The 20,721-nt window shown below is 56.1% G+C and carries 18 protein-coding genes; 14 read left to right on the top strand and 4 right to left on the bottom strand.

The window, feature by feature from the left end:
* The first annotated feature begins 3 nt into the window (after positions 1-3).
* The 5 genes from Q4G72_RS07930 to Q4G72_RS07950 all read left to right on the top strand — a co-directional run bounded on the left by Q4G72_RS07930 (position 4) and on the right by Q4G72_RS07950 (position 5,373).
* The gene (locus tag Q4G72_RS07930) at positions 4-846 is read left to right on the top strand and encodes a phytoene/squalene synthase family protein (RefSeq protein ID WP_303310881.1); all 843 of its coding nucleotides are present in this window, start codon (positions 4-6) and stop codon (positions 844-846) included.
* Positions 847-863: 17 nt separating this feature from the next.
* Positions 864-1,391, top strand: coding sequence for a hypothetical protein (locus Q4G72_RS07935; RefSeq protein WP_303310882.1), 528 nt, complete (start codon positions 864-866; stop codon positions 1,389-1,391).
* 172 nt (positions 1,392-1,563) lie between these two features.
* Positions 1,564-2,412, top strand: coding sequence for a 4-hydroxy-3-methylbut-2-enyl diphosphate reductase (locus tag Q4G72_RS07940; protein WP_303310883.1), 849 nt, complete (start codon positions 1,564-1,566; stop codon positions 2,410-2,412).
* Positions 2,413-2,440: 28 nt separating this feature from the next.
* On the top strand, positions 2,441-3,181 hold the full coding sequence (locus Q4G72_RS07945; RefSeq protein WP_303310884.1) for a fatty acid desaturase: 741 nt from the start codon (positions 2,441-2,443) through the stop codon (positions 3,179-3,181).
* Between the two features lie 110 nt (positions 3,182-3,291).
* Positions 3,292-5,373: an ATP-binding protein gene (locus Q4G72_RS07950; protein WP_303310885.1), complete on the top strand. Its 2,082-nt coding sequence runs from the start codon at positions 3,292-3,294 to the stop codon at positions 5,371-5,373.
* On the opposite strand, the gene Q4G72_RS07955 is transcribed toward Q4G72_RS07950, so the two are convergent.
* On the bottom strand, positions 5,354-6,088 hold the full coding sequence (locus Q4G72_RS07955) for a LytR/AlgR family response regulator transcription factor (RefSeq protein WP_303310886.1): 735 nt from the start codon (positions 6,086-6,088) through the stop codon (positions 5,354-5,356). The genes Q4G72_RS07950 and Q4G72_RS07955 overlap by 20 nt on opposite strands.
* A gap of 290 nt (positions 6,089-6,378) precedes the next feature.
* Between Q4G72_RS07955 and Q4G72_RS07960 the strand changes: the two genes are divergently transcribed.
* Positions 6,379-6,948 (top strand): hypothetical protein, encoded by a 570-nt coding sequence (locus Q4G72_RS07960; protein ID WP_303310887.1) that lies wholly within the window; start codon positions 6,379-6,381, stop codon positions 6,946-6,948.
* A 72-nt stretch (positions 6,949-7,020) separates the two neighbouring features.
* On the opposite strand, the gene Q4G72_RS07965 is transcribed toward Q4G72_RS07960, so the two are convergent.
* The 3 genes from Q4G72_RS07965 to Q4G72_RS07975 all read right to left on the bottom strand — a co-directional run bounded on the left by Q4G72_RS07965 (position 7,021) and on the right by Q4G72_RS07975 (position 10,267).
* Entirely contained in the window at positions 7,021-7,395 is a 375-nt protein-coding gene (locus Q4G72_RS07965; protein ID WP_303310888.1) for a heavy-metal-associated domain-containing protein, read from the bottom strand.
* 37 nt (positions 7,396-7,432) lie between these two features.
* Positions 7,433-9,721, bottom strand: a complete 2,289-nt coding sequence (locus Q4G72_RS07970; RefSeq protein WP_303310889.1) for a TonB-dependent receptor — start codon at positions 9,719-9,721, stop codon at positions 7,433-7,435.
* 96 nt (positions 9,722-9,817) lie between these two features.
* Positions 9,818-10,267 carry an HYC_CC_PP family protein gene (locus tag Q4G72_RS07975; RefSeq protein WP_303310890.1) on the bottom strand — a complete coding sequence of 150 codons (450 nt, stop codon included), beginning with the start codon at positions 10,265-10,267 and terminating at the stop codon, positions 9,818-9,820.
* 442 nt (positions 10,268-10,709) lie between these two features.
* Here Q4G72_RS07975 and mraZ point away from each other — a divergent pair, with 442 nt between their 5' ends.
* The 8 genes from mraZ to Q4G72_RS08015 all read left to right on the top strand — a co-directional run bounded on the left by mraZ (position 10,710) and on the right by Q4G72_RS08015 (position 20,680).
* The gene (gene mraZ / locus Q4G72_RS07980; RefSeq protein ID WP_044512732.1) at positions 10,710-11,183 is read left to right on the top strand and encodes a division/cell wall cluster transcriptional repressor MraZ; all 474 of its coding nucleotides are present in this window, start codon (positions 10,710-10,712) and stop codon (positions 11,181-11,183) included.
* Positions 11,180-12,133, top strand: a complete 954-nt coding sequence (gene rsmH, locus Q4G72_RS07985) for a 16S rRNA (cytosine(1402)-N(4))-methyltransferase RsmH (protein WP_303310891.1) — start codon at positions 11,180-11,182, stop codon at positions 12,131-12,133. Before mraZ ends, rsmH begins: the two co-directional genes overlap by 4 nt.
* Before the next feature lie 18 nt (positions 12,134-12,151).
* Positions 12,152-12,883 carry an FtsL-like putative cell division protein gene (locus tag Q4G72_RS07990; protein WP_303310892.1) on the top strand — a complete coding sequence of 244 codons (732 nt, stop codon included), beginning with the start codon at positions 12,152-12,154 and terminating at the stop codon, positions 12,881-12,883.
* The gene (locus Q4G72_RS07995; protein WP_303310893.1) at positions 12,867-15,191 is read left to right on the top strand and encodes a PASTA domain-containing penicillin-binding protein; all 2,325 of its coding nucleotides are present in this window, start codon (positions 12,867-12,869) and stop codon (positions 15,189-15,191) included. The genes Q4G72_RS07990 and Q4G72_RS07995 overlap by 17 nt, the downstream gene beginning before the upstream one ends.
* A 44-nt stretch (positions 15,192-15,235) precedes the next feature.
* Entirely contained in the window at positions 15,236-16,717 is a 1,482-nt protein-coding gene (locus Q4G72_RS08000) for a UDP-N-acetylmuramoyl-L-alanyl-D-glutamate--2,6-diaminopimelate ligase (RefSeq protein WP_303310894.1), read from the top strand.
* Positions 16,718-16,858: 141 nt separating this feature from the next.
* Positions 16,859-18,079, top strand: a complete 1,221-nt coding sequence (mraY, locus tag Q4G72_RS08005) for a phospho-N-acetylmuramoyl-pentapeptide-transferase (RefSeq protein WP_303310895.1) — start codon at positions 16,859-16,861, stop codon at positions 18,077-18,079.
* 1 nt (position 18,080) lies between these two features.
* Positions 18,081-19,445 (top strand): UDP-N-acetylmuramoyl-L-alanine--D-glutamate ligase, encoded by a 1,365-nt coding sequence (gene murD, locus Q4G72_RS08010; RefSeq protein WP_303310896.1) that lies wholly within the window; start codon positions 18,081-18,083, stop codon positions 19,443-19,445.
* Positions 19,446-19,501: 56 nt separating this feature from the next.
* Positions 19,502-20,680, top strand: a complete 1,179-nt coding sequence (locus Q4G72_RS08015; protein ID WP_303310897.1) for an FtsW/RodA/SpoVE family cell cycle protein — start codon at positions 19,502-19,504, stop codon at positions 20,678-20,680.
* Positions 20,681-20,721 lie beyond the last annotated feature (41 nt).

Consider the following 20,721-nt stretch of genomic DNA (forward strand, 5'->3'; position numbering starts at 1 on the left):
GAAATGGACCACGTTGCCCTTTTTACTGAAACCAGCCGGGCCTGTAGCAAGCTTATAACCAAGCGCTACAGCACCTCCTTTACGCTGGGCATCCGCACGCTGGACCAGCGGTTTCATCTGCCGGTATATTCAGTTTATGGCTTCGTGCGCTGGGCCGATGAAATTGTGGACACCTTCCATAGCTATGATAAGGCAGCTCTATTTGCCGACTTCAGGCGACAGACCTATGAGGCGTTGGATTTGGGGCTCAGCTTAAATCCGGTGCTGCACGCGTTTCAGGACGTAGTGCGCCAGTACGGTATTAATCGGGAGTTTATTGATGCCTTTCTGTTCAGCATGGAAATGGACCTTGATGACCGAAGCTATAACCAGTCCCTTTACGAGCAGTACATCTATGGCTCGGCGGAAGTAGTGGGGCTCATGTGCCTGCGCATATTCTGTGAGGGGGACTCAGCTTTGTTTGAGCGGCTGCGCGAGCCGGCCCGGCGACTGGGCTCGGCCTTTCAAAAAATCAACTTCCTGCGGGATATCCGCTCCGACTACGAGGAGCGCGGCCGCGTGTACTTCCCCGGCGTGCAGTATGAGCGGTTTACCGACGAGGTAAAGCGCGAGATTGAGGCAGACATCCGGGCCGACTTTGAAGCTGGCTACGCCGGCATTGTGCAGCTGCCCCGCGCCGCGCGCCTGGGCGTGTATCTGGCTTATGTGTATTATCTGAAGCTTTTCCACCGCATCCGGCAACTGCCGGCCGCCGGCATTCTGGGCCAGCGGGTGCGCGTGCCCGACAACACCAAGCTCCTTTTGCTGGTTGGTTCGTACTTTCGTTACCGCCTCCGGGCCATCTAGTCACGAATGTTCTTCGCGTGAAATCAATCTCTCGCCTGTTTCTTACTCTCCTTCTGACCTTCACCACGCTCGTGTCCACTGAAGCCAACCCGTATTCCGTAGTCTCCCTGCGCCGTCAGTACCAGCAGGCCGCCGCCAGCAAAGAAGCCGGCGAGAAATTTCATCAGCTTATGGCTGCTTATAATCAGCAGGATGCAGTGGTGCTGGCTTATAAAGCTGCCGCTGAAGCCATTCGGGCACGGGACGCGTCTATGTTTAACAAGCTTACCTACGTGCAGAATGCCAGTCAGCAGTTTGAAAAAGCAGTTAAGCTGGATGCTGATAACGCTGAAATCCGTTTCCTGCGCCTCAGTGTGGAAAGTAACCTGCCCGCCTTTCTGGGCCTCAGCCAGCACGTAGACGAAGACCGACAGTTTTTGATTTCTACCCTGCTCAAACACCCCGCTTCCGGTTTGGATGCGGAGTCTTTTGCACTGGTCCGTAGCTTCCTGATTGACCGTGGGCATGTTTCCGAGGACGATGCCGCGAAGCTGGCTCGGCTGTAGTCCCTAGCTGCCCGGCAATTTTTCAGTAGTTAAGTATAGGCAGCTCCACATCAGGGCTGCTTTTGCTTTAGGGCAAAGGAGTATCTGCCTCAGTATAAAACCCCAAAATTCTGTATCTTATGTGCAATCCGGTCATAACCTTCTAACCGTAGAGTTGGTTACGCTGATAGCTATGCCGTACCACCTGAGCGTCCGTATTGACCCTAATTCTGGATTTTGCTTCGGCGTCATCTATGCCATTCAAATGGCCGAAGACCTGCTGGAAGAACAGGGCTATTTGTATTGCCTGGGCGACATTGTGCACAACGATGAAGAGGTAGAGCGCCTGAAGCAGCGCGGCCTGCGCATTATCGACTACGAGCAGCTAGCCAGCCTGCGCAATGAAGCCGTGCTGATTCGGGCTCACGGCGAGCCGCCCAGCACGTATCAGATGGCCCTGCACAACAATCTGACTTTGGTGGATGCCTCCTGCCCGGTGGTGCTGAAGCTGCAAAACCGCATCAAATCCAGCTACGACCGCCAGGAACCTATTTTCATTTATGGCAAGCACGGTCACGCCGAGGTGCGCGGGCTGCTGGGCCAGACAGGTGGCGACGCCGTCGTGTTCGAAAATCTGGACGAGCTGCTCCGCCACGAGCTGCCGGCCAACATTACCCTCTACAGCCAGACCACCAAAAGCACCGATTCCTTTTACCGCATCAAGAATGAGCTGGAGCAGCGTGGCTATCAGGTAAATGCGAACGATACGATTTGCCGGCAGGTAAGCAACCGCGACAAAGACCTGCGTAAGTTTGCGGCTCAGTTCGACCAAATAGTCTTTGTTTCGGGCACCAAAAGCTCAAATGGCAAGGTGCTCTACCAGGTCTGCAAGGAAACCAACCCGGCTACTCACTTCATTTCCAATGTAGCTGAGCTGCGGCCGGAGTGGTTTCAGCTTGGCCAGTCGGTGGGTATTTGCGGGGCTACCAGCACGCCCATGTGGCTGATGGAGCAAGTGCGCGACGCCTTGCTGGTGCTGTAAGTACAAAATGAATGCTGGCCCCACTTATATGCCTCAGCCTGTTGCCACCGTTAATTCCCACCGTCTCAAGCCCACGCCGCTGGGTTATAAGGGAGTAGGGGTGGCCCTGCTGATTCTAACGGCCTGGGTGGCCCTGCTCACCTATTTGCTGGCTTTTTACCAGCCCAACTGGCACACACCGGCGCCGTACCTTCTGCTGCTACTGCAAACGCACCTCTATACCGGCCTGTTTATCACCGCCCACGATGCCATGCATGGCGTGGTAAGCCCTGATAAGCGCCTGAACAATGCCATTGGCCTGCTTACGGCCGGGCTGTTCGCCTTCAACTGGTTTCCCGGTATGCTGCCCAAGCACCATGCCCATCACCGGCACGTAGCCACCCCCGAGGACCCTGATTTCCACGATGGCCACCATGCCGGCTTCCTGTGGTGGTTTGGGCGCTTTGCCTGGAATTATGTTACCCTCTGGCAGGTGCTGCTGATGGCCGCCACCTATAATGTGCTGAAGCTGTTTTTTCCGATGGCCAACGTAATTGCGTTTTGGATGCTGCCGGCAGTACTGGCCACGATGCAACTATTTTACTTTGGCACCTACCTGCCGCACCGGGGTGAGCATGACACGGCCAACCCGCATAAGTCACGCAGCCAGCTACGCCATCACCTATGGGCTTTTATCAGCTGCTACTTTTTTGGATACCATTATGAGCACCATGACCAGCCTTATCTGCCCTGGTGGCGTTTGTGGCAAGCAAAAGAGGCAAATAGCTGACCTGAAAACCGTTAGCGGGAATAAAAAATAATAGCATAGCATAAAATAATTCCTATTTTAGAAAGCAGAAGGAGCGTATCAACTGCCGGAGCGCTGCTTCTAACTGCCCTATGCGCCCTATTGCCCTATTGCAACGTACTGGTTTTGGTTTTCTCTGCCTGTGGGCAGGGCTTATGCTGATGGGCGCCCGGCCGGGTATGGCCACCGAGTGGAATGCTTTAAATGAAGGCAGCCAACTCGGTCAGCTCACGGCAGGTCCCATACCGCTTCATTCCCCAAACCCGGAAGAAGCATTGCGGGTAGCCCAGCGGCAACTGGAAACGCTTACGACGGAACCAGCCCGCACCCGCGCCCATACCCGCATGGCTTCGGCCCTGCTCGACTTGCATCGGTACAACGAAGCTTTGCGGCATGCCCGGCTGGCCTTGCAGCAATACCGCATTAACGCCGATAGCCAGGGCGTAGCCCAGACATATCATTTGCTAGGTATAGTAGATGTGGCCCTCGGCGACAGTGGCCGTGCTCATCTACGGTATCAGCAGGCCCTACATGGCTTCTCGCGCCTGAACGATCTGCGGAGTCAGGCTACGGTGCATGAGCACTTAGGAGACTTATACGCCAGCCAGCTAAACTGGGAACGGGCTTTAACTGGGTATCAAAGCGCTGTCAAAATCTGGCAGAAGTTACGGGAACCAGGGAGAGTAGCCGTAGCAATGCATGCCATTGGGCGCATGTATTTAGCGGAGCAGCAGTATAGCCGGGCTTTGTTCTATCTACGGCAAAGTGCTCAACGCTCTCAGGATCTGCATGATAGTGTGGCTGTAGGCTATGTCATGCACAGTATCGGAAGCGTATATGCCAGCTTTGGCAGTTATGCGCTGGCGCAGGGTATCTATAAGCAAGCCCTGGATAAGCTGCCCCGTCACAAAGCACCTCCGGTGCTGCAGGCTTCGCTTTATGAGAGCATAGCAGCCATGCAAGACTCGGTTGGTAATTTGGCCTCCGCCGAGTATAATCTGCAGCAGGCCTTGCCTCTGGAGATGCGCAGTGGCAGCAGAAGCCGTTTAAGCGACTTGTACTACTCACTTTCGATGATCTATCGGAAGAAAGGGCAAACATCAGCCGCGTTAGAAGCACTAACACATCATGTAGAGCTGGAAGACAGTGTGGCCGCGGAAGCGCGGGCTACTCAGATAGCTGAGCTACGTACTCGCTACGAAACCAAGAAAAAAGAACAGGAAATTGAGCTGCTGCAAAAGGAACGGCTACTGCAGGAAGCCAATCTGCGCCGCCAAACGGGCTGGCGCAACGTTCTGGGAGTTGGGGCACTGCTGCTGCTGCTGCTGGTAGCCGGGCTTTATCGGGCCCGGCGGCGGCAGGCAGGCATTAACCGTTTGCTCACGCGTAAAAATCAGGCTATACAACGACAGAAAGAGGAGCTGGACCGTCTTAACCGCACCAAAGACACCCTGTTCTCCGTCATCTCGCATGACCTTCGTTCCCCTCTCAGCTCGTTGTATTCGCTACTAACCTTATTAAATATCGGTGCTTCTTCGCCGGAGCGGTTGGCTGAGCATTCCGTACGGGTGTCGCGGGCCCTCGACGCTACCCTGCAACTGCTGGATAATCTGCTCAACTGGTCAATGGCCCAGATGCGAAATGAGGGAATGAAGCCCAAAGTGTTTGCCCTTGATGAGCTGGTGGAAGAGTGCCTGACGCTGCTGCTTAATGATGCTGAGCGCAAAGAGCTGTTGTTTCAGAACGAGCTGACGGCACGCTGCTTTGTAAGGGCCGATGTGGATATGACCCGGCTGATTCTGCGCAACCTGATTGGGAATGCCATTAAGTTTACGCCTGCAGGCGGTACTATCTCCATTTCCAACCGGCGGGTGGGCGCTTTCTGGGAAGTAGCCGTAACCGATACGGGGGTGGGTATTCCCAGAGCCGACTGGGACAAGGTGTTAGGCATTGGCGTCCGCTCTACCCTGGGCACAGCGCGGGAGCGGGGTACAGGGCTAGGCCTGCGCCTGTGCAAGGACTTTGTAGAGCTGAATGGTGGCAAGCTCTCCTTTACCAGTGAGGTAAACCGCGGCTCAGTCTTCCGGTTTACGCTTTCTGCCGTGGCTAAGGAAGCGCAGATGACAGTAGCACCAGCCGAGGACGAGCAGGCCTCTAGTGTTGCCGCCGGATAAGGGTACGATTTACAATTCGCTCCGTAACCCTTTCCCGGTACGTCTGGCCCAGGGGCAGAGAATGGCCACCTACCCGCACTTCCAGATTACTTACCGATTCTATCTTGGCCGCGTTAACCAGATAGGAGCGGTGCGTGCGCACAAATAAGCCAGCCGGCAGTTGTTCTTCCAGATTCTTAAGGTTTACCAGTGTAAGGTGCGTGCGGCCATCGGCCGTATTAATCTTGGTGAAATCTTTTAAGGCCTCAATAAATAGCACGTCGCGGTAGTGCAGTCGAACAAATTGAGCATCCGTACGAATGAAGAAGGACCCATTACCGGACTGCATATCATATCCATCGGTATCGGTATAGCTGGTACGCAGTATACTAGCTACCTTATTTACTGCTTTCAGGAAGCGCTCCAGGGAAATAGGCTTAAGTAGAAAGTCGATTACATCCAGATTAAAACCCTCCATGGCATATTGAGGGTAGGCCGTCATGAGGACTACCAGTGGCGGCTGTCGCAGTGAGCGTACCAGGTCCAGCCCACTTAGGTGGGGCATTGTTACATCCGAAAAAAGCACCTGCACTTCATGATTAAGCAGGTAGGTATGGGCATCCAGGGGGTCAGTAAAGGCGGCTTTTACCTCCAATACCTCCGTCATTGCTACGTATGCCTGTAGCAAATCCAACACCAGTGGATCATCATCAAGAAGCAAGCATGATATTTTCATACTTCGGAAGTGGATTAGCAAGTAGTATTGGGGGGAATATAAATGAAATAAATCAATTTATACTGTTTATTATTAAAAAAATACACCTCTCTGAGAAAAAGTATATCACTTGAATTGGTAGCTGATACTGGGCCACTGGTATACTAATTAGGCTATTTGCTCTACTATATACCATGGTAATCAATATTTTATATCAACTTAATACTGTGACCTATTCCCGATACTGCGGCCAGTAGTGCTAACCTAATAGCAGAACTACTCCAGCTGCAAAAGCCACACCACCTATTGTTATGAGACAGCCAGCCTTATCGGCCATGCCGCCTATTCCGCCGGTGGTGTTGGGGGTGGATTTAAGAATTGAGCATCAGGAAGATCTGCGCCGATCCATCCGCTCTGCCTTCGGTATCAATACTCGTGCCATACGGTTGCGCATAGACCCCAGCCTGGATTTAATCTACTTATCGGAAGTACAACTGCCGGGTTCACTAGCTTGCCTGGAGTCGCTGACGCGTCCGGAGGTGGTAGCCGTTATGTTGCGCAAAGCCTCTATGGAATGGCATCCGGAAGAAGGGCAAACCACTAGCCGGGGCACCCCCACACTAGCTGCACTGGAAACCGGGAACTGCTTCCTGACGGCTAACAATCATAAGATACATATTGCCAGCTTCACGAATCACTCTGCCAACCCTAACCGCATTACTATGGAACTGCTGGGCAGGCCCAATTTGCTGGAATACTTAAGGGCGGAGTGGTTTACGCTGGAGATATCCGGCACCAACCGGCGCCGGCTGGTGCGGCCGCTGGGCTTCAGCGTGCGGCTGGAGTTTGATGTGGTAACGCAGCAGGCTATTGCCGCTTAGGTTGTCTTTTGCTAACAAACAAAAAGCCCGCTTCTGGAAGCAGGCTTTTTGTTTGCATATAAACCTTCGTGCTTAATGCACGCTATTGGTTTTTTTGCAGCAGTCAGGCAACCGGTCGTAGGCGCGGGCATCAGCCGTTTTGGTATCAGCATCATATCCGGTTTGCTGTACGGCGGTGCGTAGGGCTTCGGCTGAGGTTTTATCAGGCCGGTACGTAACCGTCAGCATTTGAGAAGGTACGTCTAGCACTGCTGCTTGTACGCCTTTCTCATAGGCTAAGGACTTCTCCAGGCGGGCCTTGCACATATCGCACACGGCGGAGGTTTTGATTTGCAACTGCTCGGTAGCCGGGCCTTTGGTTTTACTTTTGGTTTTATCCTGGGCCTGCGTAAGCTGGGCCGAAACCAGAACTATTAGGGCAAGAAGAAGTGCTTTGATGGATTTCATAAGAAAAGAAGCAAAAAAGACGAGAAAAGATTCAGGGTTACTCCAACCGGAAACGCAGGCCTAGGTACGTCAGGCGCCCGTAGGTGGGGCCCCACACCATGGCAGCATCAAATGTTGGTCCAAATGGCTCGGCTGCGCCGGTAATGGGGTCTTTTTGACGGTAGTCCAACAGGTTTTCCACACCGGCATATACTTCCCAGCGCTTAAAAGCTCGGGTGAGCTGGGTGTTAAATAGCGCAAAGCGGGGAGTATAGGGTAGGGTACGGGCATCAAAACCATGCTGATGGGAGGTATTGCCCGGGGCATGGGCCAGTGGGCGTTTCCCGAAGCCCTGCATAGTAAGGTCGGCGCGCCACTTATCAAAGGCTGTGGCATAGCTCAGGTTCAGGAAGAGGCGGTTTTTGGGAGTCAGTACCTTAGGCAAAAGCTGCCCATCATAAGTGGTACGGACGTCCAGGTATTTGTAGGCCGCTTTAGCCTGCAGCCCTTTCACTGGCTCTACCTGCACCTCCATTTGCAGGCTACGCGAATAAGAGCGGCCTTCCAGGTTGGTTATCACCAGGAAGTCAGGCGACAGGTACATATCGGCTACCACCTGGTTCTGAAACTCTGTGTGATAGTAGTCGGTGATGAAAGTAGCAGCTCGCCCCGCCACCGTGAAATACTGGGTAAAGCTGCCGCCCAGGTTCCAGGCCCGCTCCGGCTGCAGGTTATCGGCAATGATAAACTCCCGGGAACTCACGAGCATACCGCTATTTTCGGCCAGCGGATTAGCTGTACGCAGGCCCCGACCGGCTGCCAGGCGCAGCACGGTGGTTGGCGTGACATCATACTTCACATTCAGGCGAGGCGTTAAGAACCAGCCGTAGAGGTTGTGGCGGTCGAGACGCAGTCCGCTTACTACCGTGAGGTTACGGGCATTCTGGTACGTGTACTCCGCAAATGCGCCAGGTACCTGCTCCAGCCGGTTTCGATGTTCCCGGCGGTACCGCTCGGCCGGCAGTTCGGTAGGATAGATAACCCCGGTGCGGAAAACTTCCTGGTAGTTATCATACAAATAACTCAGGCCTGTACGATAAGTGTGGGCTGTGGTACCCAGTACGCTCTGAAATAGGAGGGTAGCCTGGCCTGTGCGCTGGCTGCCTTCATAGGTACGGCGCCCATATTGTGAATCGAAGCCATGGTTGGTGCCGGAGAGCAGCAGCCCCAGGCTCTGGTAGGGGCGCCCCGCCCAGGTGTAGGAGGCTTTTGCGTAGCCCGTATAGCGGTTAGTGCTAAGGGTGGTACCATAGTAGGCGCTGGCGGCATCTTCCTTGCGGAACTGCATCTGCCCGCCTTCCCGGGTCTCGCGCAGCGCGCCCAGCCCCAGCTCGGTTACTATGCCTTTCCCCGTGTTATACTTCCACTTATTGAACACATTATACTGGGTAGCCAGCGGCAGGTCCATAAACCCATCCTGGTTACGGTCTGCCCGGCGGCCCAGGTGGTCGGAGTGCAGCAGCAGAACCGTGCTCAGCTTATCGGTAAGGCGGGAAGAAGTGTTAAGGTTTAGGTCAAATTTGCCCAGGTCGTTGCCGTACGCATTAAAGGAGAGCCGGTCGGTTTTGTCGGGCTCCTTCAGGCGCACATTCACCTGGCCCGAAATGCCTTCGTAGCCATTCACCACTGAGCCCGTACCCTTAATGATATCGATGCTTTCAATCCAGGTGCCAGACAAATAGCTCAGGCGGTAGGGTGTAGAAAGGCCCCGCAGAGCGGGCTGGTTGTCTACCGTTAGCAGGGAATATGCCCCATCCAGCCCCAGCAGCTGAATCTGCTTGGCTCCGGAAACCGCATCCGTAGTAGAAACCTCTACAGCGGCATTGGTCTCAAAGCTCTCGGCCAGGTTGCAGCAAGCAGATTTGGTCAAATCCCGGCTGTTGATGACCTGCGTATTGGTGGGCGTGAGGGAAGAGTAGGACAGGGCCTTTGCTTCCACGCGTACCTCTTGCAACTCGGCATTGCGGCGCAATGCTATTCGCAGGTAGGGGCTGCCGCTGGTCGGCACCGCAATAGTATCAGCAGTATAGCCCAGAAAGCTTACGATTAGTTTACTGGTTTCGGCCTGGGCCGGGCGTACCAGCGAGAATCCACCTTTCGCATCGGTCGTAGTGGCGTCGGTGGTGCCCAGCCAGCGCACTATGGCACCGGGCACAGCAGCTGTAGAAGCCGCATCGGTTACCTGGCCCCGCACAGGAGCCATAGCCGCCGATTGCGCCAGCGCTGCTGAAGCGCCCAGGGAAAGAGCACTCGCCAGCAATAGACGGGGCCCGAAGTAGAAGATCATGGCAAGGAGTGTTTAGCAGTTATTTCAATACTCGAAGGCCGACGGACATGCGTTGCCCGGCCGGGCTGCCAGGGGCAGCGGAGCGTTGAAAAACGGCTAAACCACTAAGATGCAGACAAAAGTCAGCAGGTCCCGACCCGCCCTAAACAAGGGCGGGGAGGAGTCAGAAGCATGCCAGCCGGTTAGCAGCCGGGCTATGGAAACACTAGGGGCCGTGGGCCATATCGGCTCTAAAAAGGACACTGATATGGGGCCTGGTACTAATAATTTACTCCAGGCCTGCTCTGTGCCAGGCACGCTCAGCTTGTGCAAGTGAGCTTTAAAGTCGCAGCAGGGGGCTTTCAGCTGTGCTTTCCCCGCAGCGGGCTTTTCGGCTTTGGGCATGGTGCTCACACAGCCATGCTGAGGCGTAGTGAAGACCAGTTCCGCCGTGCGCTGCCCGCTCATCCGGCATATGTGCTGTTGCACCGTGAACCCTACCGAAGCGGTAAGGACCAGTAGCGCCAGCCAGGCACTAAACAGCCGATGTACAAGTGGGCGTTTCACAAGAGCAAAGATACACAACCCTTTGCAGGGTTGCGTGCAAACTCTCGGCTGGGCTGTACGGAATACGGGCACGAAATGCTGCCGGTCATCATCCGTATCCCACAAAAAACATGGATATTTGCTGGCCTGAAAGGGGAGGCAAGAAGAGCGGAAAGGTAAAAAGTGCTGTTGGTTATGGAGGCTGTAACCTGGCAGGATGAGAACCCAAAACAGCGCAGATTCTTAAAAACGGGTTTTGGTTTCCCGAGCCTGACATTCTGTCAAACAGGATTCCACTTTCTCCCACAAAGGAGAGTAGTAGCCATTTGTATATTCAAAAAACCCTTTCTATTGGCTGGAAATGCGGTTTTTGGATTGTGGTAGAAAATGGTAAATCGTGGTTGTGTTTTGCCGGGCAATGTGTACTTTTGCTAACATCCCTGAAACGCGCCCCACCTAATTCATGAATCTTCTCTCTGGCGAATACGAGTGCAAGCTGGACCCGAAAGGGCGCCTGGTGCTGCCCGCCAAGGTGAAGGGGAACCTGCCGGAAGCCTCCGGCAACCAGTTGGTGCTGGTGCGCGGTTTTGAGCCCTGCCTGGTACTGTACCCGCGGGAGTCCTGGCGCGTGATTCACGATAAGGTGATGGCACTGGACGAGTTCAATGAGGAGTACCGCCAGTTTCAGCGCAACTTCTTCAGGGGCATGACGGAGGTGGAGCTGGATAACATCGGCCGCTTTATGCTGCCCCGCACTATGCTGCGCTACTCCGGCATCGAGAAAGAAGCCATTATTGTAGGCCTCGGTAACCGTTGCGAAATCTGGGAGCCGGAGCGTTACGAAGAATACCTCATTAAAGACCAGCAGAGCTTCTCTAAGCTGGCGCAGAAATTCCTGACCACCGAAACTGGCCCTGCTGGCCCCCTGGCCGCATGAGCAACGAATACCAGAACGATACCGCCTACCACCGCCCCGTAATGCTGGCCGAATGCCTGGCCGGGCTGGATATGCAGCCCGACGGCCGCTACGTAGACGTGACGTTTGGCGGTGGCGGACACTCGGCCCGCATGCTGGAGCGCCTGACCACCGGCCACCTGTACAGCTTTGATCAGGATGCCGATGCGGAGCGCGAAGCCGCCCAGCTAGCCCGCCCGCAATTCACCTTCATTCGCAGCAATTTCCGCAACCTTTACCAGGAACTGTCACAGCGCAACGCCCTGCCCGTCGATGGTCTGCTGGCGGACCTGGGTGTATCCTCCCATCAGTTTGATACCCCGGAGCGCGGCTTCAGTACCCGCTTTGATGGCCCTCTGGACATGCGCATGAACTCCGAAGACGGCCCCAGCGCCGCCGACGTAGTAAATGAGTACGAGGAGGCTGCCCTGCACCGCATTTTCGGAATGTACGGCGAGGTAACCAATGCCCGCACCTTGGCCCGTACGCTGGTCACCGCCCGCCGCGGCCATTCCATCCAGACGATTGGCGAGCTAAAAAAAGCCATTGCCAGCTGCATGCCCCGCGGCAAGGAGAATAAATACCTGGCGCAGGTATTTCAGGCCTTGCGCATCGAAGTAAACGATGAAATGACGGCCCTGCAGGAAATGCTGCAGCAAACGGCCCAAGTGCTGCGCCCCGGCGGCCGGCTGGTGGTTATGTCGTATCACTCCCTGGAAGACCGGCTGGTGAAGAACTTCATGGCTAAGGGCAAATTTTTCGGCGAAGCCGACAAAGACCTGTTCGGCCACACGCATGTGCCTTTTGATGTGCTGACGCGCAAGCCGGTGGAAGCTTCTGCCGAGGAAGTGGCCGCCAACAGCCGGGCTCGCTCGGCGAAGCTGCGCATCGCCGTTCGCAACACCTTTAATTCTGACTTCTCAATTTCATAATTCAGAAGTACTCTACGCATGGCCATTAATACGCTTCGTCCGCCTTCCTCGCAGCCCCGGGCCAATGTGCCCCGGGAGGTAGTGCCGCCGGCCCCCGCCCCGGAGCCGCAGCGCGAACCAGCGCGTGAGAAGCCGGAGCGCCCGCGCCCCACGCGGCAGCGCAGCACCTGGAGCGTATTCTCCCTGTTGGACCGGCTGGCCAGTATGGATGGGCTGTTCCGCGAGGGGCTGCCCGTGCGCTTCCTGCCGCACGTGTTGTTTATCATGTTCCTGACGCTGCTCTACATCGGCAACACGCACTACGGTTTGCGCATGAACCGCAGCATTCAGAAGCTGAAGCTGGAGACGGAAGACCTGCGCGCCGACTATACTACCCTGAAATCTGACTACATGGAGGCCAGCAAGCAAAGCGAGGTGGCCCGCAAAGTGGCGGCCTATGGGCTGGTGGAAAGCTCCTCGCCGCCGTTCCGCATCACCGTGCCCGCCGGCCGCCTGGATGCCGCCGAGCTGGACACCAAGCCCTTGCTGACGGCTGACTCGGTAGCGGCCCAGGCCGTGGCCGACTCCGCCGCCCGCGCCAACCCACCTGCCGCCGAAGATGAGCCCGTGGACGTAGGCGCGCCGCCCGTGCCGGTGGGCGTGCCCACCACGGAGGCTACCGAAGCCGCCTTACACCAAACCGAAGCAGAAACTACCGCCAAACCTTCTTCCAATCGTTCAGCAACCCGCCGCAATGAAAGGAAACGTTAAAAAGTCCATTGTTACCCGCGTCCGGCTGGCGTTTTTGGGAGTTTGCCTGTTTTCGGCGGCGGTAGTATGGAAGGTGGCGCGCATTCAGTTTAACGAAGGGGAGAAGTGGCGTGCCCTGGAACAGGAGCGCCGCATTGTGTACCAGCCGGTGTTTGCCACCCGCGGCAACATTTACTCCGATAACGAGAGCATCATGGCTACCTCGCTGCCCTTCTACCGGGTGGCCTGGGACCCTTCCGTAGTTAATGAGCAAACCTTCCGGGGTGGGGTAGATTCCCTGGCGCTGCTGCTCTCGCAGTTTTTCAAAGACCGCAGCCCCCAGGAATACCGCCGCAAGCTGGTGAATGCCAAGCGTGCCAAGGACCCAGCCGTGCGCTACCTGCGCCTCAACTCCCGGCAAATCAACTTTCAGGAGAAAAAGCTGCTCACGCAATGGCCCATTTTCCGGGCTGGCAAGAACAAGGGTGGGGCTATTTTCGAGAAAGTAGATAAGCGTTTCCGGCCCTTCGGCGGACTGGCCCAGCGCACCATTGGCTTCATTAACGAAGACAAAAACGGCGCCGGCCTAGAGTACACCTTTAACAAGCACCTAGCCGGCAAAGACGGCGAAGCGCTGTTTGAGCGCCTGCCCGGCGGCAACAAGCCGATTTACGATGGCACCGAGGTGAAGCCCGTGCCCGGCTACGACGTGAAAACGACCCTGGACATCAACCTACAGGACGTAGCCGAAAATGCCCTCTACAAGTCCCTTGTGGATAATAACGCCCAGTATGGCTGCGTGATTCTGATGGAGGTGAAAACCGGTGAAATCAAGGCTGTGGCTAACCTGGGCAAGGTGGCCGAGGGCATTTATAAGGAAGACTACAACTACGCCATTGCCGACCAGGGCCGTACTGAGCCGGGTTCTACCTTCAAGCTGGCCTCTATGATGGCCCTGTTTGAGGAAAACCCTGACATCACCCTGGATGACATGGTGGACACCGGCAACGGCCGCGTGTACGTGGGCGGCGCCGTAAAAACGGACTCGCACGGTTACGGCAAGATTACCGTGAAGCAGGTGTTCGAGAAGTCCTCCAACATCGGCGTGGCCAAGCTCATCGACCACCAGTTCAGCAAAAGCCCCGACAAGTACACCGACTACCTGAAGAAGTTTGGGCTGGACAAGCCGCTAGGCTTCCAGATGGCCGGCGAGGCCCGTCCCTACGTGAAAGACCCCACCGACCGCAGCTGGAGCCGCACCTCACTCACTACCATGAGTATTGGCTACGAGCTGAAGCTGGCGCCGCTACAAACCCTGGCCTTCTACAATGCCGTGGCTAACAACGGCGTGAAAGTGCAGCCCATTATTGTGCGGGAAATAAAGCAGGCCGATAAGGTGCTGGAGCACTTTGAGCCCCGGGTACTGAATCAGAAAATCTGCTCGGAAGAAACGCTGGCCAAAGTGCGCGCCATGATGGAAGGCGTGGTAACCGAAGGCACCGCCCGCGGTATCCGCTCCGCCGACTTTACCATGGCCGGCAAAACCGGCACTGCCTGGAAGTTCAAGAACGGCGCCTACACCAAAGTGTATTCCACCAGCTTCTGCGGCTACTTCCCCGCCGATAATCCCAAGTATAGCTGCATTGTAGTAGTCGATTCGCCTAAGAACGGTCGTATTTACGGCGCTGATGTGGCGGCCCCTGTGTTCCGCGAACTGGCCGACAAAGCCATGGCCCGCGACGCGGCCAGCCAACGGCCGCTGCTGGCCCGGGCCCCCGTCAACAAGAAGCGGATTCCTTCCGTGGGCGGAGGCATGCAGGAAGAGTTGCAACTGGTGTGTGAGCGTATCGGCCTGAAGAGCGAAAGCCAGGCCGATGGCGACGACTGGGTGCGTACTGAGCAGACGGACAGCAATGCCAAAACCCTGGCCTTGCAGTTGAACCCCATCAAGCGCGGTCGGGTGCCTAACGTAGTGGGCATGACCCTGCGCGATGCCTTGTTCCTGTTGGAAAACCGCGGTTTGCGCGTGCGTCTGAACGGCACTGGCCGGGTAAAGGCGCAGTCGATAGCCGCCGGAACACCTTTGCAGCGGGGCGCAATGGTAATTTTGGAACTACAGCCCATTGGCCAGAAAGCGGCGGCCCCGGCCCCGCTACCTGCTCCCGCGGCTACCAAGCTGGCCGAAAACAAGCTGCTGACGCCCGCCGACCCGGACCCTGCTAAAACCCGGGCCGCCCTGCTGGAAAAGCAGCGCAAGCTCAAGCAGCAGCTTACCCAGGAGGACTCAGACGCTCCCGAAATCAAATCTAAATCGAAAGCTAAAGTATAACGCTCCGGCACCGGGCTAGCTGCCTGGCCGGGGTTCTTTTCTGCATGGAATCTTCTCTCTCGCACTCCCTTTCGTTTCTGCTGACCGGCCTAAAGGTGGTAGCCCAGCACGGCCCGGCCGAGGTGGCAGTGCGCGGCCTTACGCTGGACTCGCGGCAGGCGGCGCCCGGGCTGGCGTTCTTCGCCCTGCGCGGTGCCGCCACCGATGGGCACCAATTTATTCCGAAGGCCGTGGAGCAGGGGGTAAGCGTTATTTTCTGCGAAGGCCTGCCCACCGAGCTAAATCCTGCCACAACTTACGTGCAGGTGCCGGACAGCGCGGCCGCCATGGCTTATGTGGCCGCTGCTTTCTACGGGCAGCCCTCGCGCAAGCTTAAGCTGGTAGGCATTACGGGCACCAACGGCAAAACTACCTGCGCCACCGTGCTGCACAAGCTATTCCGGGAGCTGGGCTACCACGTAGGCCTGCTGAGCACGGTGCAGAATCAGATTGATGAAGAAGTCATTCCGGCCACGCACACCACGCCCGATGCTATCCGGCTGAATGAGCTGCTGGCGCGCATGGTGCAGGCCGGTTGCTCCCACGTGTTTATGGAGGTAAGCTCCCACGCCGTAGTGCAGCACCGCGTAACGGGCCTGCACTTCGCGGGCGGCGTGTTTACCAACCTCACCCACGACCACCTCGACTATCACGGTACCTTTGATGCGTATCTGAAAGCCAAAAAAGGCTTTTTCGATGCCCTCCCGAAATCGGGCTTTGCCTTGACTAATGCTGATGACAAGCGCGGCATGGTGATGCTGCAGAACACGGCTGCCCGCCGCGAAACCTACTCCCTGCGCGGCCCGGCCACGTTCCGGGCCCGGCTGATTGAAAATGCCGTGCACGGGCTGCACCTGGAAGTAGATGGCCACGAAGTGCAGTTTCGCCTCATCGGGGTGTTCAACGCTTATAACATCCTGGCCATTTATGGCGCGGCAGTTTTGCTGGGCGAAGATGCGGCTGAGGTACTAACCGTGCTGTCGGGCCTGACCTCCGCGCCCGGCCGCTTTGAGCCGGTAGTTTCGGAGAAAACCCGCGTAACGGGCATCGTAGACTACGCCCACACCCCCGATGCGCTGGAAAACGTGCTTGATACCATTGCTGATATCCGTCAGCCTCAGCAGCAGGTTATTACGGTGGTAGGCTGCGGCGGCAACCGTGACGGGGCCAAACGTCCCATCATGGCCAACCTGGCCTGTAAGGGCTCCGATAGAGTAATTTTGACTTCGGACAACCCTCGCTTCGAGGACCCCAACGATATTCTGGCCCAAATGCAGGCCGGCGTGCTACCCCAGGACCTGGGCAAAGTACTCACCATTGCCGACCGGCGCGAAGCTATTAAAACCGCTTGTGCCCTGGCCGGCCCCGGCGACATTGTGCTGGTAGCCGGTAAAGGCCACGAAAATTATCAGGAAATCAAAGGCGTACGCTCCGCTTTCGATGATAAACAGGTGTTGCAGGAAATGTTCGCCTTATTGGGAAAATGAAAAACAAGCCTGCGAATGGAGTTGCATAAGAAACGGTAGTACTTCAAAATCTGCTAAAACACAACATTTGACCCCAACCCAAAAAGCGGAATATTTGCAGTTAGGAATGTCCCACCCTGTGACCCGCTGAACCCTGCGCCCATGCTCTATTATCTGTTTAATTATCTTGATAAAACCTACCACCTGCCGGGCGCGGGTGTTTTCCAGTTTATTTCGTTCCGGGCGGCCATGGCGGTGGTTACCTCACTCATCATCGCGCAGTTTTTTGGCAAGCCGCTTATTCGCATCCTCCAGCGCAAGCAAATTGGGGAGAGCATCCGTGACCTGGGCCTGACGGGCCAGATGGAGAAAAAAGGCACCCCTACCATGGGCGGCCTCATTATTCTGCTGGCCATTCTGGTGCCGGTGCTGCTGTTCGCCAAGCTCGACAACATCTACATTGTTCTTATGCTGTTGAGCACCGTGTGGCTGGGGCTGATTGGTTTCATTGACGACTATATTAAGGTTGTTAAGAAGGATAAAGAGGGGTTGGCCGGTCGCTTTAAAGTGCTGGGTCAGATTGGCTTGGGTCTGACAGTGGGCTGGGTGCTGTTCTTCAGCAAGGATGTAACGGTGCGCCAGTACCTGCTGCCCAATGGGGACCTTTCAGCGGTGGATGCCAGCACAGTATATCAGGACGTGAAGCTGATGATTACCACCATTCCCTTCGCCAAAAACAACGAGCTGAATTACGGCAACCTGTTCAGCTACGCCGGGCCTTATTTCAATGGGTTGTACAGCATCCTATACATTCCCATCGTCATTCTCATTATCACGGCTGTATCCAACGGGGCTAACATTACCGATGGCCTCGATGGCCTGGCAGCCGGCACTTCGGCCATCATCGGCATTACGCTGGCCATCTTTGCTTTTGTCAGTGGCAACTCCATTCTGGCCGATTACCTCGATATTATGTACATCCCCAACTCCGGGGAGCTGGTAATTTTCTGTACGGCCTTTGTGGGGGCTTGTGTCGGCTTTCTGTGGTACAATAGCTACCCGGCCCAGGTGTTCATGGGCGACACGGGCTCCTTGGCTATCGGCGGCATCATTGCAGTGCTGGCCCTCATAGTGCGCAAAGAACTGCTGATTCCGGTGCTCTGTGGCATTTTTCTGGTGGAAAATCTCTCCGTAATGGTGCAGGTGAGCTACTTTAAGTACACCCGCCGCAAGTACGGCGAAGGGCGCCGCCTGCTGCGCATGTCGCCGCTGCACCACCACTACCAGAAGCTGGGCTACCACGAATCCAAAATCGTGTCTCGCTTCTGGATTGTCGGCATTATGCTGGCTGTGTTCACGCTTGTAACCCTGAAGCTGCGCTAATATGAACATTGTCATCCTGGGTGCAGCAGAGAGTGGAGTAGGGGCGGCCCTGTTGGCGCAGGCCAAAGGACACACCGTGTTTGTTTCTGACCGGGGCCCTATTCAGCTGGCCTACAAGCAAAAGCTGATGGCTGCGGGTATTCCTTACGAGGAAGGTACCCACACATTGGAGCGCGTGCTAGCGGCCGATGAGGTGGTAAAAAGCCCTGGCATTCCGGAGAAAGCGCCTGTCATTCAGGCTCTACGCGCGAAGAAGACGCCCATAATCTCGGAAATTGAGTTTGCCGGCCGCTATACCAACGCCAGGTGCATCTGCATTACGGGTACCAACGGCAAAACCACTACCACGCTGCTCACCTACCACCTGCTGAAAGAAGCTGGGTTGAAGGTGGGGTTGGCGGGCAATGTGGGATTCTCGCTGGCTGAGCAGGTCATTCAGGACCAGCACGAGTACTATGTGGTAGAGCTGAGCTCTTTTCAGCTCGATGACACCCACGACTTCCAGCCCTGGGTGGCGGTGCTGCTCAACATCACCCCCGACCACCTGGACCGGTACGGCTACTCGCTGGAAACCTACGCCCAGGCCAAGCTGCGCATTGCCCGCAACCTGGACAGCGACGGGTATTTCATTTACAATGCCGATGACGAGGTCATTCAGAAAGAGTTTGCCTCGGCTTTCTACGAAACCAACCAGCTGCCCTTCAGCCTACACCACCGCCCCGATTTCCACCTGGCGGCTTACTATACCGCTGAAGACCGGGTGTGTACCAACCTGACGCCCAGCCTAGCCACCGGTGGGCAGGAAATCAGTACGGCCGCCTCCCCGCTCATTGGGCAGCACAACAAGCAGAATACGCTGGCCGCCGTGCTCTGCGCCCGCATTGCGGGGCTGGAGCCGGAGCAGATTGAATCGGCGCTGGGCACCTTCCGCAACGCCGACCACCGCCTGCAACCCGTAGGCGAAATCAACGGCGCCACGTTCATCAACGACTCCAAAGCTACCAACGTGGAAGCGGCCTGGTATGCGCTGGACGGCATTCATCAGCCCATAATCTGGATTGCGGGCGGCACCGATAAGGGCAACGACTACACCTCCCTGGTGCCCCTGGCGCAGTCCCGCGTGAAGGCGCTGATTTGCCTGGGTATGGATAATGAAAAGCTGAAGACGGTTTTTGGCCCCGTGGTGCCGCACCTGGAGGAAACGCAAAGCGTGGAAACCGCCGTGCGGCGAGCTGCCGAGCTAGCGGCCCCCGGCGACGTAGTGCTGCTCTCGCCCGCCTGCGCCTCCTTCGATCTGTTTAAGAATTATGAGGACCGCGGCCGGCAATTTTCGGCAGCGGTAGAAAAAATAAGCGCTGAGATGTAAAGACCACTTGTCCGGCAGAGCCTAGCTCCGCCGGACAGCAGATTTCAAATGGACCCATGGACATCATTAAAAACTGGCTGCGCAATAACCTGAAGGGCGACCCGGTCCTGTGGGGCATTGTTATTCTGTTCTCGCTGATCAGTATTGCGGTGGTGTACTCGGCCACGGGTACGCTGGCCTACAAGAAAATGGGCGGCAACACGGAGTACTTCCTCATGAAGCACACCGGCCTGATATTCGTTGGCTTATTCTTTATGTGGCTGGCGCACCGCATTGATTACCGCCACTATTCGCGCCTGGCACTGTATGCGCTGCTGATTTCCGTGCCGTTGCTGGTGTTTACCTATTTCATGGGTTCCAACATCAACGAGGCTTCCCGCTGGCTAACCATCCCGGGCATCAATCAAACCTTTCAGCCTTCCGACTTGGCCAAGCTGGCGCTGATTTCGCACCTGGCATCTATGCTTAGTCGCCGCCAGCAGCATGTAGAAGACTTCAAAACTACCCTGCTGCCCGTAATGCTATGGGTTGGCCTGATTTGCGGCATCATCATCATGAGTAACGCCTCTACTGCGCTGCTGCTGTTTGCCACCTGCCTGCTGCTGATGTTTATTGGCCGGGTACCCCTCAAGCAAATGGCCGTCATGATTGCCATTGGCGCCGTAGTGGGCGGCATTGGCCTTTCCACGGGTCAGCGTTTTAAAACGGTGCAGTCGCGCATTGAGAACTTCACGGATAAGAGTAAGCCTGTGCCGTTCCAGCTGGAACACAGCTATATAGCCATTGCAACGGGCGGGATTACAGGCAAAGGCCCCGGCAAAAGCACGGAGCGCAATATTCTACCTCACCCATACTCCGACTTCATATATGCCGTTATCATCGAGGAATACGGCCTGGTGGGCGGTGTAGCGGTTCTTTTTTTATACCTGGCCTTCCTATACCGGGGGCTGATTACGGTGATGAACAGCTACGGCGCTTTTGGCGGGTTGCTGTCAGCGGGCCTGAGCTTTAGTCTGGTGCTGCAGGCCATGGTAAACATGGGCGTAGCCGTAGGGCTGGGGCCTATTACGGGTTTGCCGCTGCCCTTGCTTAGCATGGGTGGTACCTCCTTGATTTTCACGGGTATCAGCATCGGTATCATCCTGAGTGTGAGCCGTGGAGAGCGGGAAATTCGTCCCATGACCGGCGAGCCGGAAGACACTGCCCGCATTCATAAGAAAACCGCTTACGCCTAATTTCATCGCCTGACTTATTCCACTCAGGTGTCGCCTTGACT

It is taken from the genome of Hymenobacter sp. BT730 (genome assembly GCF_030542105.1).
Lineage (GTDB): Bacteria > Bacteroidota > Bacteroidia > Cytophagales > Hymenobacteraceae > Hymenobacter.

Coding starts and splice junctions, on each gene's coding strand:
- Q4G72_RS07945 (WP_303310884.1), top strand. CDS start 2,441: ATGCCTCAGCCTGTTGCCACCGTTAATTCCCACCGTCTCAAGCCCACG.
- Q4G72_RS07955 (WP_303310886.1), bottom strand. CDS start 6,088: ATGAAAATATCATGCTTGCTTCTTGATGATGATCCACTGGTGTTGGAT.
- Q4G72_RS07930 (WP_303310881.1), top strand. CDS start 4: ATGGACCACGTTGCCCTTTTTACTGAAACCAGCCGGGCCTGTAGCAAG.
- Q4G72_RS07965 (WP_303310888.1), bottom strand. CDS start 7,395: ATGAAATCCATCAAAGCACTTCTTCTTGCCCTAATAGTTCTGGTTTCG.
- Q4G72_RS07950 (WP_303310885.1), top strand. CDS start 3,292: ATGCGCCCTATTGCCCTATTGCAACGTACTGGTTTTGGTTTTCTCTGC.
- Q4G72_RS08015 (WP_303310897.1), top strand. CDS start 19,502: ATGGACATCATTAAAAACTGGCTGCGCAATAACCTGAAGGGCGACCCG.
- Q4G72_RS07940 (WP_303310883.1), top strand. CDS start 1,564: ATGCCGTACCACCTGAGCGTCCGTATTGACCCTAATTCTGGATTTTGC.
- Q4G72_RS07995 (WP_303310893.1), top strand. CDS start 12,867: ATGAAAGGAAACGTTAAAAAGTCCATTGTTACCCGCGTCCGGCTGGCG.
- mraY (WP_303310895.1), top strand. CDS start 16,859: ATGCTCTATTATCTGTTTAATTATCTTGATAAAACCTACCACCTGCCG.
- Q4G72_RS07990 (WP_303310892.1), top strand. CDS start 12,152: ATGGCCATTAATACGCTTCGTCCGCCTTCCTCGCAGCCCCGGGCCAAT.
- Q4G72_RS08000 (WP_303310894.1), top strand. CDS start 15,236: ATGGAATCTTCTCTCTCGCACTCCCTTTCGTTTCTGCTGACCGGCCTA.
- rsmH (WP_303310891.1), top strand. CDS start 11,180: ATGAGCAACGAATACCAGAACGATACCGCCTACCACCGCCCCGTAATG.
- mraZ (WP_044512732.1), top strand. CDS start 10,710: ATGAATCTTCTCTCTGGCGAATACGAGTGCAAGCTGGACCCGAAAGGG.
- murD (WP_303310896.1), top strand. CDS start 18,081: ATGAACATTGTCATCCTGGGTGCAGCAGAGAGTGGAGTAGGGGCGGCC.
- Q4G72_RS07960 (WP_303310887.1), top strand. CDS start 6,379: ATGAGACAGCCAGCCTTATCGGCCATGCCGCCTATTCCGCCGGTGGTG.
- Q4G72_RS07970 (WP_303310889.1), bottom strand. CDS start 9,721: ATGATCTTCTACTTCGGGCCCCGTCTATTGCTGGCGAGTGCTCTTTCC.